The organism is Caballeronia sp. LZ035 (assembly GCF_031451175.1).
Classification (GTDB): domain Bacteria; phylum Pseudomonadota; class Gammaproteobacteria; order Burkholderiales; family Burkholderiaceae; genus Caballeronia.
Genome location: NZ_JARUXS010000004.1, coordinates 1 through 16,156, shown reverse-complemented (window position 1 = coordinate 16,156; position 16,156 = coordinate 1). Strand labels below are relative to the sequence as shown.

Sequence of the window (16,156 nt, the reverse complement as noted above, 5' to 3'; positions counted from 1 at the left end):
CGATGAGTCGCATCTGAGTATGCACGACTGCACTCAACCGCTGTCGCCCTGTCGCGCGCCTCCCTCCAGAGCAGCACGCTTCGTCCGCGCCAGACGAATGACCACGGTCAATGTCCCTCGATCATGGCACGGCGTTCTCACGGCTGCGGTAACAGCGGACGCAGCGCGTCGATCAGTTCCGTGGTGCCGTAGCAGACCTCACCCACGTTCTCCTCGATGTCGACGACACCACCTTGATTCACGGCGTCATTGGCCTTCATCAAGAGATCTGCGAGGGTTGCAGACGTATTGCGTTTCATGATCTCGTCCCAGTGCATGCGCGGCACGGATTGAGCATGAATCGGCCGGCCCGAAAGTTCGCCCAGCACCGTCGCTACATCGCTGGCACTGTATCGCCGTGGTCCTTCTGCGTGGTAGATTTCCAGGCCTTCCTTTCCGTCTGCTCGCATCAACAACGCTGCTGTGATCTTGCCGAGGTCGGGAGCCGAGATTGTCGGAACCAGCCTGTTCACGGGGTCGAGAAATGTCGGGAGGCTGCCAGACTCGATTGCCGCCGGAATCACTCTCGCCCAGTTTTGCATATGTTCCGCCGAACGTACGACGAGCGTATGGCCGGAAACTTGAACCAGTTTTTCTTCGAATTCACGGAAGACACTCGGCATGCCGATGTCATGCGCGACATGCGCGCCATAGTCCGAGATTGCCAGCGTGCGCCTGGGGCGCGCCTGCGCGAGCGCTGCGGCCAGACTCGCGATTGATCGCCGCAGGTCATCGGCCGGATCCTTGGCCCGCGGCATCAGCGGAGCGACGACCTGGACAGCCTCCACGCCGGCGATCGCGCTCCCAAGGGCGTCCGGGTCCTGCAGATCAGCAAACACGATGTCGCATCCGATCTCGGCGAGTCGAGCCGCCTTCGATTCATTGCGCAGGACAGCTCTTACTTCCATGCCGGACTGGCGCAGTGTCAATGCTGTTGCATAGCCAACTTTTCCGGCGGCGCCCACGATTGCGTACATTGCAAATCCCCGTTGAGATGAAAACTCGACAATGCAGGATTCGAAAAAGCAGGTCGCTCAGATTCGGGCAGACTTTTGCAGATTCGGTCATGTTTCTCAATCCGGACGACGGATGTCGCCTGGAATCACGCCGAGGACGCGCCGCATCGTGGTGCTCATATGGCTCTGATTGGCAAAGCCTGCGGCAAGGGCGACCTCCCTCGCCGGTGTCTTCGTGGTAGCGATGAGCGCCCGCGCGTACTCGACGCGACGGCGAATGACATATTGATGAACAGGCGTCCCGGTGCTGTTACGAAACAGCGTTTTTAGCCACGTCACACTGATACCGGCCAACGTTGCCAAGTCGGCAAGACGCAAAGGCTGATCAAGATTCTCTTCGATGAACTCGTTCAGCAACTTCAACTGGCGTGGTGACAGCCTCGGCTCCTTGTATCCCTTCGAGTCAGGGCGACGATCGGTGGCGGTCTCGATGAGCCGAATCGCTAGCGCACTTGCCAGATGATCGATAAAAAGCGAATCGGAGGGGGTATCTGCCTCGAGGTCCGCCTTGATGGCGAAGCCAATCGCTTCGATTCGCGCATCGTGAAGCTGAAGGCGCGGAATGGCATCGATTTTTGAGGGGTCGCCACGAAGCTCCTCGGCAGCCTGTTCCAGCAGCGACGGATGAAGCCCAAGCCGCAGAATCTGACATTCCGCATCGTCCTCCCATGAAGAATCGAACCCTGCCGGAACGAATGCCAGGTCGCCAGGCTTTTGAATACGCCGCAACCTCGTTCCGTCACAAAAGCAGTCGGCATTGACCGGCGGCCCGACGTGCATGGCCAAGGTATGAACATCGACGCCGCGCACGTTCGACAAGCCGCGCGGAATATGCACCAGCGCGGCTGACAACGCATTCCATCCTCGATCAGCGCTTGACTGAAGGACTCTGGGCAAGATCTGCAAAGTGGTCGTCATGGTTGATTGATACCGGATAATCCAGTTACGACAGCGCAGTGTACGATCGATTCAGAGGCTTGCGCGATATCTTCACCATTGCTCAAAGCCGTCCGCACTGCCTCAACGGTTGACTACCTCCGCCGCGATCCCACGCAGAATCATCATCGACGCGATCAGCAAGCACGCCGCGACAACGATCACACCGGCGGTGAACGAATGGCTCGTTATGTACAGCCTGCCGAGCAAAGCCGGTCTACACGTCCTGGCCTTTCGGACTTCTTTTGCCTCTGCGTGAAGCAGAGCGCCGGCTGACCTCCTTCGGCAAGCGCTGAGTTTGCCCAAGGCTCTCGACCAGTCGGGTCTCGCATTCGGAAAACGCGTACCCGCGCCGCTGCGAGACCACGAAGATGAGCGGACGCATATGCCATGCACGCCGTTTCAGTGCGACAAGCGATCCGTTCGCGAGATCTTCCGCGACCATATGATGCGGCATGTGCCCCCAGCACAAACCTCCCCTGAGCAAATCGTGCTTCGCGCCAAGATCGTTCACCCACCACTGGCGCTCGCTGACGACCCCCTGCTGCGTCTTTTCCGCATCGGGCTGATTGTCGGTGACAACGAGCTGAATGTGCCGGCCGAATTCCTCTCGGGGGATCAAGCCTGCGATTGCAGCCAGCGGATGCGACGGCGCACAGACGGTCACCATCTGCGCTTCGCATAGATGCTGCCTTTCGATGGTCTCCGGGCTCAGCTCCGGCACGTCCGCGATCGTCACCGCCAACCCGCACGTGCCTTCGAGAACCAGACGCTCGCCGCCCTGCATGGTGGTCATGCGCAGATTGATGGCAATCGTTGGAAAGTTCGCTTGCAAGGCGCGCAGGCATTCGATCAGGTGCGTACGCGGGAAATAGGTATCCACGGCAATCGAGACCTGTGGCACTCCCGCTTCAGCAATCGAAGCCGCGCGCATCTTCATTTCCTCGGTGCGTGAGATCACTGCACGCGCATCCGGCAGGAGACTGCGGCCCGCGGCGGTAAGCGTCGCCTTGCGAGCGTTGCGCTCGAACAGCACGCAGTCGAAGGCACTTTCGAGTGCGCTGATCGCGTGGCTGATCGCCGACTGAGCACGCCTCAACTCCCGGGCAGCGCCGGAAAAGCTTCCCTGGTCACACACGGCGACGAAGGCGCGGAGCTGATTGATGGTGACGTTGTCGAGCATACGTATCCAAAGAGTAGATGGGAATTATAGATATTTAGTGAATTGGCTTCATGCATCATGCGCTTCAGAATGGCTGTTCTCGCTTTTCATTGAAGGACCCACGACATGAACAGACTGCATGGAAAAACCGCGGTGATTACCGGCGGCGCGACCGGCATCGGCCAGGCCGCAGCAAAGCGGTTTATCGAGGAAGGTGCGTTCGTCTTCATCTTTGGCCGCCGGCAGGACGCGCTCGACGCAGCCGTGGCCGACCTCGGGCCCTCGGCCCGCGCGGTACAGGGCTCGGTCTGCGATCCCGCCGACCTCGACCGCCTTTACGCCGCAGTGAATGCCGAGCGCGGACGACTCGACATCGTCCTTGCCAATGCCGGCGCGGGAAGCCCCCTTCCGCTCGGCGACATCACGACCGAGCACATCGACGAAACGTTCGACACCAATGTGAAAGGGACCATCTTCACGGTCCAGAAAGCGCTGCCGCTGATGGGCGATGGCGGTTCGATCATCCTGACCGGATCGAGCGCAGGCACCACGGGCGCGCCCGCCATGAGCGCCTACAGCGCGAGCAAGGCGGCCGTGCGCAACCTCGCGCGGTCCTGGGCGGAGGACCTGAAGGGCACCGGCATCCGGGTCAACGTGCTGTCTCCGGGCGCAACGGCGACCGAACTCGCGAAGCAAGCGCTAGGCGAGGAAGGCCAGAAGGTCTTCGCCTCGATGACGCCGCTCCGGCGCATGGCAGATCCTGCCGAGATCGCCGCTGCGGCTGCCTTCCTCGCGTCGCCGGACAGCAGCTTCATGACCGCCAGCGAGCTCGCCGTCGACGGCGGCCTGGCGCAACTCTGACGCGCATTATCGTGCGGCGCTTCATCCACTATAGGGAGCGCCGGAAGACGTGATCAACCGAAGGAATTAGATATGAGCTACGCAATTATTGGATTCGGCAAGATTGGCCAGGCCTTGGCCAAGGCGTTCGCCCGGAGCGGCATCGACGTATCCGTTGCAACCACGCGCGACCCGCAAAGCTTCGCAGCCGATGCCGCCGCAATCGGACCCGAGATCGTTCCGAGGACGCTGGCGGAAGCCGTCAAGGCAGACATCATTTTTCTGGCGGTCGGTTTCGGATCGCATCCGGATGTCGCGAAGTCACTTCCCAACTGGGACGGCAAGATCATCGTCGATGTGACCAATGCTTATGGCGTCCCGCCCGAGAAACTGGACGGACTGCCGCCCTCCAGATTCGTTGCGCAGGCCTTCACGGGCGGACAACTGGTCAAGGGCTTCAACCACCTGGGGGCCTCGGTTCTTGCACAGGATCCGGCCGTGCATGGCGGAAGACGAGTCGTGTTCCTTTCGAGCGACGATGACGGCGCCGTAGCGGAAATAGGTGCGCTTGCGGAGAAGCTCGGTTTCGCGCCGGTCGAACTCGGCGGACTTTCAGAAGGTGGACTGCTGGTCCAGGGTCTCGGCACTCGCTGGGGTCAATTGATCTTCAAGGACTTGCACAAGTTCGATTGATGAAGCAATCGCAATGAAGAGACCTCGATGAGCATTGAAGAGAACAGCAAGTTCGATACATCGAGTTCTCTTACGACCCCGCGAACAAGTAAGCTGAAGGTAAATCAGTGCGACAAGATTGGTAAGGATAGTGAATCAATCGGGAAGATGTGACCACTTCTTGCCATGCTGACGATGAGTTCTTCATGCCTGTCACGCGCGCGACACCGGAGCGCGTCACTCTGCGGTCACGAAACCGGAGAGCGCGCTGCCATGCGCACTGCACCGGCGATCACCGGACAAGGAGCTTGCGGATGCAGACCCATGCGGCTGTTGGCGATTTGAAAACGACGTCCGTCAAATCGGTGCAGGAATACATCGATGAACATCCGATGTGGCCCGATGGCACGCGTCTCCCTTCCATTCCAATGACGAAGATGCAATGGCGCATCTGGTCGCTCGCCGCCGCAGGGAAGTTCTTCGAAGGTTTCGTCGTCTTCATGACGGGTGTCGCGCTGCCGCTCATGTCGCGTGAATTCGGCATCGGCGCCGCGCAGAATGGCTTCATCAGTGCCGCGAGCCTCTGCGGCATTCTCGTGGGCGCCATCGGACTCGGCGGCATGTCCGATCACTTCGGACGCAAGCGGATGTTCATCGTCGAGATGATCATCTTCGTCGCCTTTCTCGTGCTTCTGGTCTTCTGCACCAACTTTGTTTCGCTCGTGGTGTGCCTGTTTGGGCTGGGTATCGCACTCGGTTGCGACTATCCGACGGCGCACATGATCATCTCCGAAAGCATTCCGAGCGCGAGTCGCGGCAAGCTTGTGCTCGCGGCGTTTGCGTTCCAGGCGGTCGGCGCGCTGGCTGGAACGGGCGTGGGCTTTCTGGTGCTGACACTCACGCCGACGCTCGAAGCATGGCGGTGGATGTACGGTACGGCCATCGTTCCCGCAGCGCTTGTCACTATCGGACGCTTTTTTATCACCGAGAGCCCGAACTGGTTGCACATACATGGCGCAACCGACCGTGCCGAGCTCGCTGCCCGTCGCTTGCTGGTTCGTTCGCCGCAGTATCCGTCCGAGATCGTGCTTGCGCGCGAAAGCGTCACGATCAATCACGGTGGGCATGAGAAGGGCAGCTTCCTCGCACTGTTCAAGCGCAAGAACCTGCGCGCTACGGTCTTTGCATCGGCACCCTGGTTCCTTCAGGATCTGGGTACGTACGGTATCGGCATCTTCACGCCGACGATTCTCGCCGCCGCATTCGGCGCCACCTCCGATCATGTGCGCAGTGTCGCAGACCTGATTCTCAACGATATCCTCGCTGCGAAGGGTGCGGCGCTCATCACCGCTCTGCTTATCATCGGCATCCTGTTCGCGGTGGCGCTGGCAGACAGCTTCGGGCGTATCCGGCTGCAGGTTATCGGCTTCATCGGCTGCGCGGCGGGATTGCTGATCGCGGCACTTTCCGATGGTTTCGATGGAGCGACGAAAACCGTCATGATTTTCACGGGTTTCATGCTGTTCAATTTCATGACGAACCTCGGGCCGAACGCGCAAACCTATCTGCTCGCAGGCGAGGTCTTTCCCACTTCCATACGTGGGACAGGTGCGGGATTCGCCGCTGCCGTCGGCAAGATCGGCGCGGTCGCCACGGCCTTCCTGTTCCCTGTTCTGCTCGGCAGCATCGGCACCGGTCCGGTGCTGTATATCCTCGTCGGCACTTCCATTCTGGGTGCGGTCGTGACGTGGATCTTCCGCATCGAGACGAATGGCGTGAACCTCGATGAAATCGGCCGATAACTTGGGCATAACCCGATAGCGGTTCAACGAAACAATGACGGAGACACCGATTGGCTGATCCGCTCTTCACTCACTTATCAAGGTCACGGTTGAAGTTCATCGGCATCACGGCGCTGACACTCCTCTTCAGTGCGGCTTGCCTTGCACAGGACATCACGCTCAACGAGACCGGTTCGACGCTGTTGTATCCGCTTTTTACGACATGGGTCACGCATTACACGATGTCGCACCCGGGCGTTCATATCCATATCGGCGCGACCGGTTCAGAAGCGGGCATCCAGCAGGTCGAGGCGGGCAAGGTCGAGATCGGTGCGTCGGATGCCTATATGTCCGACGCGCAAATCACGCAACATGCGCGGATCATCAACGTGCCCCTGGCGATCGCCGCTCAGACAGTCAACTACAACGTTCCCGGCCTGAACGAGGTCCACCTTAAACTCGACGGTCCGACACTCGCAGCAATCTATACCGGCACAGTGCGCTCATGGAATGCCCCGCAGATCGCGGCCCTGAACCCGGACGTGAGGCTCCCCGCTCACGCCATTGTCCCGATCCGGCGTGCCGAGGGTTCCGGAGAAACCTTCGTGTTCACGCAGTTCCTGACGTTCTCGACCCCTTCCTGGGAGACCAATCCCGGATACGGCACGACGATCGCATGGCCCGACGTGCCCGGCAGTGCCACGGCTATGGGCAACGCTGGCATGGTCAAGGCCATTGCGTCGACTGACTATTCCATTGGTTATGTCGGGGTGAGCTATAGCGACAGTGTCGCGCAGGCGAAGATCGGCACTGCCGCGCTCAAGAACGGTGCGGGCGAATTCGTCATGCCCACCACTGAAACGATCATGGCAGGCGCTGCGTCGCTGGGTGCGCGCACGCCGCCGGACGAGCGCTTGACGCTGGTGTTCGCACCCGCCAGCGGCGCCTATCCACTCGTGAATTACGAGTATGCAGTCGTCTCCACGCATCAGGCCGACCCGGCCGTCGCGGCCGCCATCCGCCGCTTCCTGCTATGGACGATCGTGCCGTCGGAAGAGAACCAGGCCTGGCAAAGCGAGGCGCATCTCATTCCCTTGCCGCCGCACATCTGGGAATTGAGTCAGGCGCAAATCCAGTCGATTAGATGACACGCTGAAAGTCATGGGCTGGGACGACGCCGGCCTTGGCGTTTCATACGAACGACACGACACGCTCCGCTCGCCTCCGATGCGCGCTGCCGCCCGCTTGCTCACACCCTCCCCGACGCATCTCCCCGAGGCGAAAAAATGTTGATTGCGTGTGTGGCCTATCAGGAAGGACGCAAGCTCAGTGACATTACCATCGAGCAGATCAGCGACTACGTCCAGAAACCGGAATGCTTCGTCTGGGTCGCGCTCAAGGATCCCGACGATGCCGAACTCGATGCCATGAAGGAAGAGTTCGGACTTCATGAACTGGCTGTCGAAGACGTGCGAACGCATCATCATTGGCCGAAAATAGAGGAATACGGCGACTCGCTCTTCGCGGTGATGCATCCGGTCGAGCTTCAGCAGGATGGCAGTCTGCATTTTGGAGAAGTCGATGTCTTTGTCGGCAGGAACTACGTGCTCTCCGTCCGCATGCACACGCAGCACGGCTTCCAGAAAGTGCGCGAGCGGTGCGAGCACGAGCCGCCGCTTCTCAGGCAAGGATCGGCGTTCGTCCTGTACGCGTTGATGGACGATATCGTCGATGGTTACTTCGCCGTGCTGGAAACGCTCACCGCTGAGCTGGAAGAACTCGAGGACCGCATTTTCAGGCCGCAGGAGCACAACGAAGCCCGTGAGATCGTCGAAGAGCTGTACCGCTTCAAACGCCGACTGGTCGTGCTTCGGCACCACATCGGTCCGTTGCTCGAGGCCGTGGGCAGGCTCACGGGCGGCCGTGTTCCCAGCATCTGCGAAGGCATGACGACCTATTTCAAGGATGTGTACTTCCACCTGGAACGCATCGTCAGCGGCATCGAGGGACGGCGCGAAATGGTCATCACCGCGGTCCAGGTCAATCTGGGCATGATTGCCCTGACAGAGAGCGAGATTACCAAGCGGCTGGGCACGTTCGCTGCATTGTTCGCGGTTCCGACGATGATCGCCGGAATCTACGGCATGAATTTCGAACACATGCCCGAACTTCACAGCCCTTACGGCTACCCCGCGGTGATCGGCGCGATCATCTTAATCGACACGCTCCTGTTCCGCTATTTCCGCAAGGCAAGATGGATCTGAGCGCAATCGAAAACGATGTCCTGCATGTCGTGCTGAAACCGTCGATTCAATTCGCGATGCGTTTCACCCGCCGCGAAGCCGCACGCATCCGCCGGCGCTTTTGCTCGTGCAACCATTGAAGCGATTCCCGCACGATTTCAGGCGAGACCTCGTCGAACGCGGTCCTGCGTATCAGCGTCTCGCTCGCTGCGATATCGTTGAACTGCCCCAGCTTTTCCTGTGCCGATGACAAGCGCTTGATCAGCCGGCCATGATCGCCCTTGACGACGGGCTGGAAGAACTCAAGCAGGTATCTGAGTTTCTTCCCGGCCTTTCTGACGTCGTGAAGATCTTCTTCCTGAGCAACCTCGTTACGCGCCGCATGCACGCTGCGCTTCTTGAGCGCGCGCTGCGCACGGCGAACACGATCTCTGGCGAACGATCCGACCGGAAGCTCGTTGCAGCTCGACTGTAGCGAAGCGACTGCACGCTGCAAGACATCGCTCAGAAAGGCTTCGACGTCGTCCCCGTTGATCATGGTGCGGCTATGCACTACCGCTTCAGCGCGCTTCTGTTGCGCAGCGACGAGCAGCGTCTCGACCGCTGCACCCGACTCGCGGGCCCCTTCGAGAAGATCTCCGGCGATGTCCCAGTCGCGTGTTCCACCCGCCACGCCCGCCAGACGTTTGAACTCCTCGGTTGCCTGCGTGCTGACTTCCTCGCCGAGATACGGGGAATAGGCCCAGTAGAGTGCGCGAAGCTTTCGCAACGCGACGCGGAGCTGGTGAAATCCTTCTGCATCACCTTGCGTCGAGAGATCCCGTGCTCGCTGCACGGCGTCCGCCACGACAGGCCTGGCAAGCAACGAGAATGTGCTTGCAAGCGAGCTTGCTTTCGAGAGGGACGAACTGACGGTCCGCCGATGATCCTTGAAGAGAGTGTTTGGCCGTGGCAAGGGCCAGTCACCATCCATATCCATGTGTGCCTCGTGTCGGACAAAAATTCGTTTGCCCGGACCTTACCATATCGCTACTCGAGCGCGGCTGTTGACTAATACTTTTCGATGAACGTTTTATGTCAGACACACCAATATTGATACTCGTTGTTTGATTTATCGTTCGCGACTGCACGGGTTTTTGTAATAGCATTCAGATACGCGATGTCCGCGCCGTTGGCGACATTCACACGGCGACACGTATAAGAACAACGTGGAGATGAGGTTTGAAGAAACGCGCCACAGTCATCTGCCGAAAGGGAAAACGAATCCTGCTCGTTGCACGCGAGTCCAAGTGGGCCTTGCCGGGCGGGATTCTGAAACGCGGAGAACATCTTTCCGACGCCGCGCTTCGGGAACTCAAGGAAGAGACGCGTATCGCGGGCAAATCGGCCAAGTACCTGTTCGACTTCAAAAGCAAGCAGAAGCATCACCATGTCTTCTACTGCGATATCCCCGAACGCGCGAAACCGCGTCCGAGTAACGAAATCTCGAAATGTCGCTGGGTGCAGCCCGAAGACATCGCTCGACTGCTGACGAGTACGCCGACGAACAACATCGTGAAGCTTGTCGGTCAGAAGCGTAAAAGCAGCCGGGGCAAATAGCGCCTTTGCGCGATCCCACCAGCCGGCTCGACAAGACCGCCACTCAAAACACGTGGCGAAACACCCAATACAGCCCCGCAGCCAGTGCGATCGACGCCGGCAGTGTCAGCACCCACGCGAGCACGAGGCTGCGCACCGTGTTCCATTGCAGTCCCGAGCCATTGGCCGCCATCGTCCCGGCGACGCCTGAAGACAGTACGTGTGTCGTCGAGACCGGCAGTCCGTACATGTCGGCGGCGCCGATGGTCAGCATCGCCACGAGCTCAGCCGACGCACCCTGACCGTAAGTCAGATGCTGCTTGCCGATTTTCTCTCCAACCGTGACGACGATGCGCTTCCAGCCCACCATCGTCCCGAGTCCCAGCGCGATGGCGACTGCAACCTTCACCCAGGTCGGAATGAATTTCGTCGCGACATCGAGCTGTTTTTTATACGCATCCACAATGGCGCGGTCCTCAGTTGCGAACACCGGCTGCTGCGCCTTTTCCATGAGTCGGATGGCTTCGGACGCGAGGTACATGTTGTTGCGCACGTTGTCCACTTCGTTCTGCGGTACCGCCGCGAGCGACCCCGATGCGCCCACCTGTTTCGCGATCATGTCCGTCAGCTGTTTCAACGCGGGCATCGTCCCCGACGAGAGCTGACGGGTCCGCACGTAAGCTTGCGTATCGGCGCGAGGATCGGATGAAGCAGGCGCGCCATTCGTATATTTTGCAAAGACAGCCGAGGCTTCGTGCGCCACCGCGACGAAGGCCTGCGTTTCGGCCGGGCTCACCGCCTTGTTCAGCGCGTAGGCCGTCGGCACCGTGCCGATCAGAATGAGCATGATGAGGCCCATGCCTTTTTGCCCGTCGTTGCTGCCATGTGCGAACGACACGCCCGTGCAGGTCAGGATCAGCAGCGCACGAATCCAGAACGGCGGCGGATGGTTCTTTTTCGGTTCCTTGTAGAGCGCGGGCACGCGCACCAGTGCTTTCAACGCGAGCAGCAACAGTGCCGAAGCCACGAAGCCCACCAGCGGAGAAAATAGCAAGGCTTTGCCGACGCCCGATGCCTGCGACCAGTCGACGCCGCTCGTGCCGGAGGGCCCGCGCAAAAGCTGATTCATCAGGCCGACGCCGATGATCGAACCGATCAATGTGTGCGAACTCGAAGAAGGCAAGCCGAGCCACCAGGTCGCGAGATTCCAGATGATCGCGGCGATGAGCAGTGCAAAGACCATCGCGAAGCCCGCGCTGCTGCCGACCTGCAAGATCAGTTCCACCGGCAGCAGTTGCAGGATGCCGAACGCGACCGCGCCGCTCGATACCAGCACGCCGACGAAATTCCATGCGCCCGACCAGACCACGGCGAGGTTCGGCGTAAGCGAATGCGTGTAGATGACGGTGGCCACGGCGTTGGCCGTGTCGTGGAAGCCGTTGACGAACTCGAATCCGAGCGCGATGAGCAGTGCAATGCCGAGCAGCACATAGGGAAGCGCGGAGCTTTGCTGGACCGGCTTGAGATCGGCGGCGAGGTGGAGCGCGACATAGCCCACGCCAACGAGAAGAATCAGGACGAATACGCCCAGGCTGAAGCGACGCGTGCGTTCGTTCGTGCCGGTTTGCTGAGGGAATGCGATGTCCGGCATGTTCGCTCCTGGGCTGACGATGCGCCAGACAGCTTAAGGCGCGGCCAACACAATTGCGTGAACATTTGATGTCATTTAAGTCAGAGGATCTCTGTTTTCTGTTCCGGCGGTAATCGAAGTGCGGACGCTCGACGCAGTGACCTGGACGCGCCCAAAGACGCTATTAACCAGGCCCCTTGTCTATCGAAGCCGCATCTGAAAAAACCGCAACACGTCCTCGTTGAATCGGGCATGAAACGCGACACGGTCAAATCCACCCTCGTCGACGCATAGGCGGGGAATTCTCGCGGCCTGCTTTGGCGTGCACGGTGCCAGGAACGCGAAATGAGCGGCGTCCGCGACGAGGTGGTACTCGGGCCTCTTGGGCAGCAGTTTTGAAAGCGCAGGGGTCGTCTCTGGCAACACACCATCGCCACCGTATTCCGATGCCCACAGCTGGATGGGGACGCTGATGTCCTGGACCGTCGCGGCGGTCGGAAAAGCGTCGAGCGGGTCCGCGAGCACGAACGCCTTGATCCGCCCGTCACGAATCCAATGTTGCGGCGGCAGCTTTCCTTCCCGGATGGTTTTGCAAATGGGAAGTTCGTCAGGGCACGGTATGTCAGCATGCTGAAAGTCCGGGACGCCTCCGGCCAGAACAAGGCCGGTATAACCGCCCCGGGAAAAGCCGAAGAACCCGATCTCGCGCGCGTTGATGGTCCCCGCTTCCGGCGACGAATCCAGCATGTAGTCGATGAGCCGCTTGATGTCCATCGGGCGTTCGACAAACTCCGATGGCTCCGACGCCCGCGACATGTCCGAGGATGTGTCGCCCGGGTGATTGATCGCCGCAACGACGAAACCCGAATCGGCAAGCTTTTCGGCAAGGTCATGGTGGCCGAGGCGCGTACCGCCGTGCCCGTGCGACATCACGACCAGAGGAAGATCCTTGCCGACAACGGCGCAGTTCTCTGTTCCTCGTAGAAGTGTCGTTCCCACTTCGATGGGTTCAGGGACGTTGGCACACGGCGTCCAGACGGCTGCCTGGAGAGCAGGCCCACTGGCGTCCGCCGGGATGTCGAAGAGTCTCACGCCAGCACTATGGCCAGTCGAAGCCAGGAGACAGAGAAAGGTCGCCGTAATCAGCGTTTTCACGATCTTCTCCCCTCACGCCAACGTGGCGGCACTCGATGTTAGCAAGCATGAGGGATGCAGCCAAGCGATCCTGGATGAAGAACGTTCTTCAATGCGAATCGACGAGTCTCTCGGCATCTTCGAGCATGCCTCTCGCAGCCTGCCGCAATAGCGCGATCAGCTCATTGCGATCGAAATCCGCTTCCCGGTTTCTGGGCCACACCGCAAAGTAGTCGAAGAAGATGGCCGGTTCGAAGCGGCGGAACACCAGCCGGTCACGCCGCGCGACATCCATTCCGAACACGTCGGTGAGCGTCACACCGACGCCCTCCTCGGCCATCCGGATCGCCGCCGCCATCAGCGGCGCCTGCATCACTTCGTTGGGCCGCGCGTTCTCGACAAGGAACATCCGGTCGATGCCCGCCTGAGCGCTCTCGACTCGCGAGAGGCTGACGTAATCGATGCCGTCCAGATCGCTCGCGCGAATCAGCGGCCGTTGCGCGAGCGGGTGATCCTTCGGCACCGCGCAGTAGATCGGACTGCGGATCAGCGCGGCCGTCTCGAGCCCGTGACTCTGCTGCCCGCCCACCGCCACCCCGATCTCCAGCCGCCGCGTGGCCACCACGTTCAGCAGATTCGGCGTGTCGTAGGTGTAGATCAGGATCGAACGTCCGGTGCGGCGCTGCCAGTCGGGCAACACCTTCGGCAGCAGCGACACCGCAATCAGCGGCACCGCGCCGAGGGCGATCGGCTGCACTTCGCTATGGATCACGCGCGAGACGATCTGATCGATGTGATCGATGGTCGAGAACAGCACGTTGGTCTCGTTGTACAGCCGGTAGGCAAGCGGGGTCGGAATCAGCCGTCCGAGCTGCCGGTCGAACAGGTGAATGCCTGCGTACTCCTCCGCCTGCGCAATGATCTTGCTGACTGCGGGTTGCGACAGGCCAAGCGCGCGCGCCGCCGCCGACGCGCTGCCGCCGATGACCACCGCGCGAAATGCCGCCACGTGCTTCAGCTGCAACTGTCCACGCTTCATCCCGGCTCCCTATAACAAAACGCATGCAAGCATAACCAAAAACGCAGTTACGTCGATAAAAACGGAGTGATAAGGTGCGCATGTTCACCCGACAACCCTTGTTTAATAAGGGATTACGCGCATGTTGACCGACGCGTCGACCCTATGCGTTAAAGAATAACGATGGAGGCAACATGTTCGAAAGCATTGATGTCGGACCGAAACGTCCCGGTCATCCGATCTCCGGCGTGGTCCGCAAGGGAGGCCAGGTTCTCACCGTGCAGACCCCGACCGACAGTGCGACCGGCAAGCTGATCGACGGCGGCATCGAGGCGCAAGTGCGCCAGGTATTTCACAAGCTCGATCGCGCGATGCAGGCAGCCGGCGGCACGCTCGCCGACGTGATGCTGGTGCAGATCTATCTCATCGATCCCGCCGACTGGGCGCCGATGCACGCGATCTGGACCGAGACCTTCGCCGATCCGTTTCCCGCGCGCGCGACGGTGGTCGTCAAGCAACTGATGCTGGACGGCATGCGGATCGAGATTGTCGTCAATGCGAATCTGGGTTGAGTCGGGCGCGGCCGTCAGGCGCGTCATCGTTGCGGATCGAAAGGAGAGGAATGCCATGAAGTGGTGCTCGAAGCTCGTCATGCAGGCGCTGGTGGTTGCGCTGGGTCAGGCCGTCGCCCTGTCCGCGCACGCGGAAACCGCCTTGACGAAAACGCTGCCGCAATCGGTTCGCGATGCCGGCACGCTGCGCGTGATCGCATCGCCGAACAGTCCGCCGATGATCTACGCGGGCAAGGACGCACGCACGCTCGAAGGCATGGAAATCGATCTGACGCAGGCGGTCGCCGATGCACTCGGCGTGAAGCTCGAGATCACGTCCGGCACCTTCGACAGCCTGATTCCGTCGATCGCCGCAGGCCGCGCGGATCTCGCGGTGGGTTCGATCGGCGATCTGAAAGCGCGCCAGTCGCAAGTCGATTTCGTCGACTACGTGAAAGCCGGTGTCGGCATGGCGGCGCCGAAGGGCGGCGGCGCGGGCATCAAGGATCTGGCCAGCCTGTGCGGCAAGACCGTCGCGGCGGTGCGCGGCACCTTCCAGGAACGCGAACTGTCGGCGCAGCAGGCCAAATGCAAGGCACAGGGCGGCGCGCTCGACATCCAGACCTTCAGCGATGCATCGGGCGCCGTGCTGGCGTTGCGCTCGGGCCGCGCCGACGTATGGTCCGGCGACACCGCCCAAGTCGCGTACGCGGTCAAGCGCTTCCCGAACGCGCTCGAACAGGTCGGCGACATGCGCATCATCGCGTTGCTCGGCTATGCGGTCAGCAAACAGAACCCGCAGTTGCGTGACGCCGTCAAGGCGGCGCTCGATCAGTTGCAGGCAAACGGTAAATATCAGCAGATCCTCGACAAGTGGGGACAAGGCGATACGCGAGCCGACAAGATCAGCATCAACGACGCGTGGCTCTGACGCGCACCGCCATCATGGGAAATCAATCATCGTATGGGGCGGGAGCGCCCGCCGCCGACGCGCCGTCCCCCTTGCCTTCTGACGCGCGCCCCCAGGCGTCGCCGCCGGAAGAATTCGTGGTCGTGCCGCTGCGCCATCCGGGCCGCTGGCTGTGCGCGGCGCTGATGCTGTTCGTGCTGCTCTCGATCGCCGATCTGCTGATCACCAATCCGCGCTGGGAATGGCGCACGGTGCTCGACTATCTGTTCAGCGCACCGATTCTGGCGGGCGTCGGCAACACGCTGTTGCTGACGGTGCTTGCCGAGATCGTCGGCATCGGCCTGGGCATTCTGCTGGCGATCATGCGGCTGTCGGAGAATCCGCTGCTGTCGTGGTCGAGCGCGGGCTTTACGTGGATCTTCCGTGGCATTCCGCCGCTCGTGATGATCCTCTTCATCTACTTCTTCTCCGCGCTGGTGCCGACGCTTTCCATCGGCATTCCGTTCGGTCCGTCGATCAAGCTCATCGCTACCAACAAGGTCGTCACGCAGATGGCGGCGGCCGTGATCGGCCTCGGTCTCGCGCAAGCCGCGGATGTGTCGGAGATCGTGCGCTCGGGGCTCCTGTCGGTGTCGGCGGGACAGAG

At 60.7% G+C, this 16,156-nt stretch carries 16 protein-coding genes; 9 read left to right on the top strand and 7 right to left on the bottom strand.

Annotation, left to right across the window (positions count from 1 at the left end; translation table 11 throughout):
* Positions 1-137: 137 nt before the first annotated feature.
* The 3 genes from QCE88_RS30420 to QCE88_RS30410 form a co-directional block, all read right to left on the bottom strand.
* Entirely contained in the window at positions 138-1,016 is an 879-nt protein-coding gene (locus tag QCE88_RS30420; RefSeq protein WP_309908865.1) for an NAD(P)H-binding protein, read from the bottom strand.
* Positions 1,017-1,112: 96 nt separating this feature from the next.
* The gene (locus QCE88_RS30415) at positions 1,113-1,973 is read right to left on the bottom strand and encodes an AraC family transcriptional regulator (RefSeq protein WP_309908864.1); all 861 of its coding nucleotides are present in this window, start codon (positions 1,971-1,973) and stop codon (positions 1,113-1,115) included.
* Between the two features lie 235 nt (positions 1,974-2,208).
* Positions 2,209-3,174 carry a LysR family transcriptional regulator gene (locus QCE88_RS30410; protein WP_309908862.1) on the bottom strand — a complete coding sequence of 322 codons (966 nt, stop codon included), beginning with the start codon at positions 3,172-3,174 and terminating at the stop codon, positions 2,209-2,211.
* 105 nt (positions 3,175-3,279) lie between these two features.
* On the opposite strand from QCE88_RS30410, the gene QCE88_RS30405 reads away from it, so the two are divergent.
* The 5 genes from QCE88_RS30405 (at position 3,280) to corA (ending at position 8,710) form a co-directional block, all read left to right on the top strand.
* Entirely contained in the window at positions 3,280-4,014 is a 735-nt protein-coding gene (locus QCE88_RS30405) for an SDR family oxidoreductase (RefSeq protein ID WP_309908861.1), read from the top strand.
* A 72-nt stretch (positions 4,015-4,086) separates the two neighbouring features.
* Positions 4,087-4,686, top strand: coding sequence for an NADPH-dependent F420 reductase (locus QCE88_RS30400; protein WP_309908859.1), 600 nt, complete (start codon positions 4,087-4,089; stop codon positions 4,684-4,686).
* 293 nt (positions 4,687-4,979) lie between these two features.
* Positions 4,980-6,467, top strand: a complete 1,488-nt coding sequence (locus QCE88_RS30395; protein ID WP_309908857.1) for an MFS transporter — start codon at positions 4,980-4,982, stop codon at positions 6,465-6,467.
* A 50-nt stretch (positions 6,468-6,517) separates the two neighbouring features.
* Positions 6,518-7,594: a phosphate ABC transporter substrate-binding protein PstS gene (gene pstS / locus QCE88_RS30390; RefSeq protein ID WP_309908855.1), complete on the top strand. Its 1,077-nt coding sequence runs from the start codon at positions 6,518-6,520 to the stop codon at positions 7,592-7,594.
* A gap of 138 nt (positions 7,595-7,732) precedes the next feature.
* Positions 7,733-8,710, top strand: coding sequence for a magnesium/cobalt transporter CorA (corA, locus tag QCE88_RS30385; protein WP_309908853.1), 978 nt, complete (start codon positions 7,733-7,735; stop codon positions 8,708-8,710).
* 46 nt (positions 8,711-8,756) lie between these two features.
* Here corA and QCE88_RS30380 read toward each other — a convergent pair whose 3' ends face one another.
* Entirely contained in the window at positions 8,757-9,668 is a 912-nt protein-coding gene (locus QCE88_RS30380; RefSeq protein ID WP_309908851.1) for a CHAD domain-containing protein, read from the bottom strand.
* Positions 9,669-9,910: 242 nt separating this feature from the next.
* Here QCE88_RS30380 and QCE88_RS30375 point away from each other — a divergent pair, with 242 nt between their 5' ends.
* Positions 9,911-10,288, top strand: coding sequence for an NUDIX domain-containing protein (locus tag QCE88_RS30375; protein WP_309908849.1), 378 nt, complete (start codon positions 9,911-9,913; stop codon positions 10,286-10,288).
* Positions 10,289-10,331: 43 nt separating this feature from the next.
* Here QCE88_RS30375 and QCE88_RS30370 read toward each other — a convergent pair whose 3' ends face one another.
* The 3 genes from QCE88_RS30370 to QCE88_RS30360 form a co-directional block, all read right to left on the bottom strand.
* Positions 10,332-11,918: an anion permease gene (locus tag QCE88_RS30370; protein WP_309908847.1), complete on the bottom strand. Its 1,587-nt coding sequence runs from the start codon at positions 11,916-11,918 to the stop codon at positions 10,332-10,334.
* Between the two features lie 180 nt (positions 11,919-12,098).
* Positions 12,099-13,052 carry a dienelactone hydrolase gene (locus QCE88_RS30365; protein WP_309908846.1) on the bottom strand — a complete coding sequence of 318 codons (954 nt, stop codon included), beginning with the start codon at positions 13,050-13,052 and terminating at the stop codon, positions 12,099-12,101.
* A gap of 88 nt (positions 13,053-13,140) precedes the next feature.
* Positions 13,141-14,070: a LysR family transcriptional regulator gene (locus QCE88_RS30360; RefSeq protein ID WP_309908844.1), complete on the bottom strand. Its 930-nt coding sequence runs from the start codon at positions 14,068-14,070 to the stop codon at positions 13,141-13,143.
* Positions 14,071-14,243: 173 nt separating this feature from the next.
* On the opposite strand from QCE88_RS30360, the gene QCE88_RS30355 reads away from it, so the two are divergent.
* The 3 genes from QCE88_RS30355 to QCE88_RS30345 form a co-directional block, all read left to right on the top strand.
* Positions 14,244-14,621: a RidA family protein gene (locus QCE88_RS30355; RefSeq protein WP_309908842.1), complete on the top strand. Its 378-nt coding sequence runs from the start codon at positions 14,244-14,246 to the stop codon at positions 14,619-14,621.
* A 55-nt stretch (positions 14,622-14,676) separates the two neighbouring features.
* The gene (locus QCE88_RS30350; RefSeq protein ID WP_309908840.1) at positions 14,677-15,531 is read left to right on the top strand and encodes an ABC transporter substrate-binding protein; all 855 of its coding nucleotides are present in this window, start codon (positions 14,677-14,679) and stop codon (positions 15,529-15,531) included.
* Positions 15,532-15,545: 14 nt separating this feature from the next.
* Positions 15,546-16,156 (top strand): ABC transporter permease subunit (locus QCE88_RS30345; RefSeq protein ID WP_309908838.1); only part of this gene is annotated, 611 nt, incomplete at its 3' end.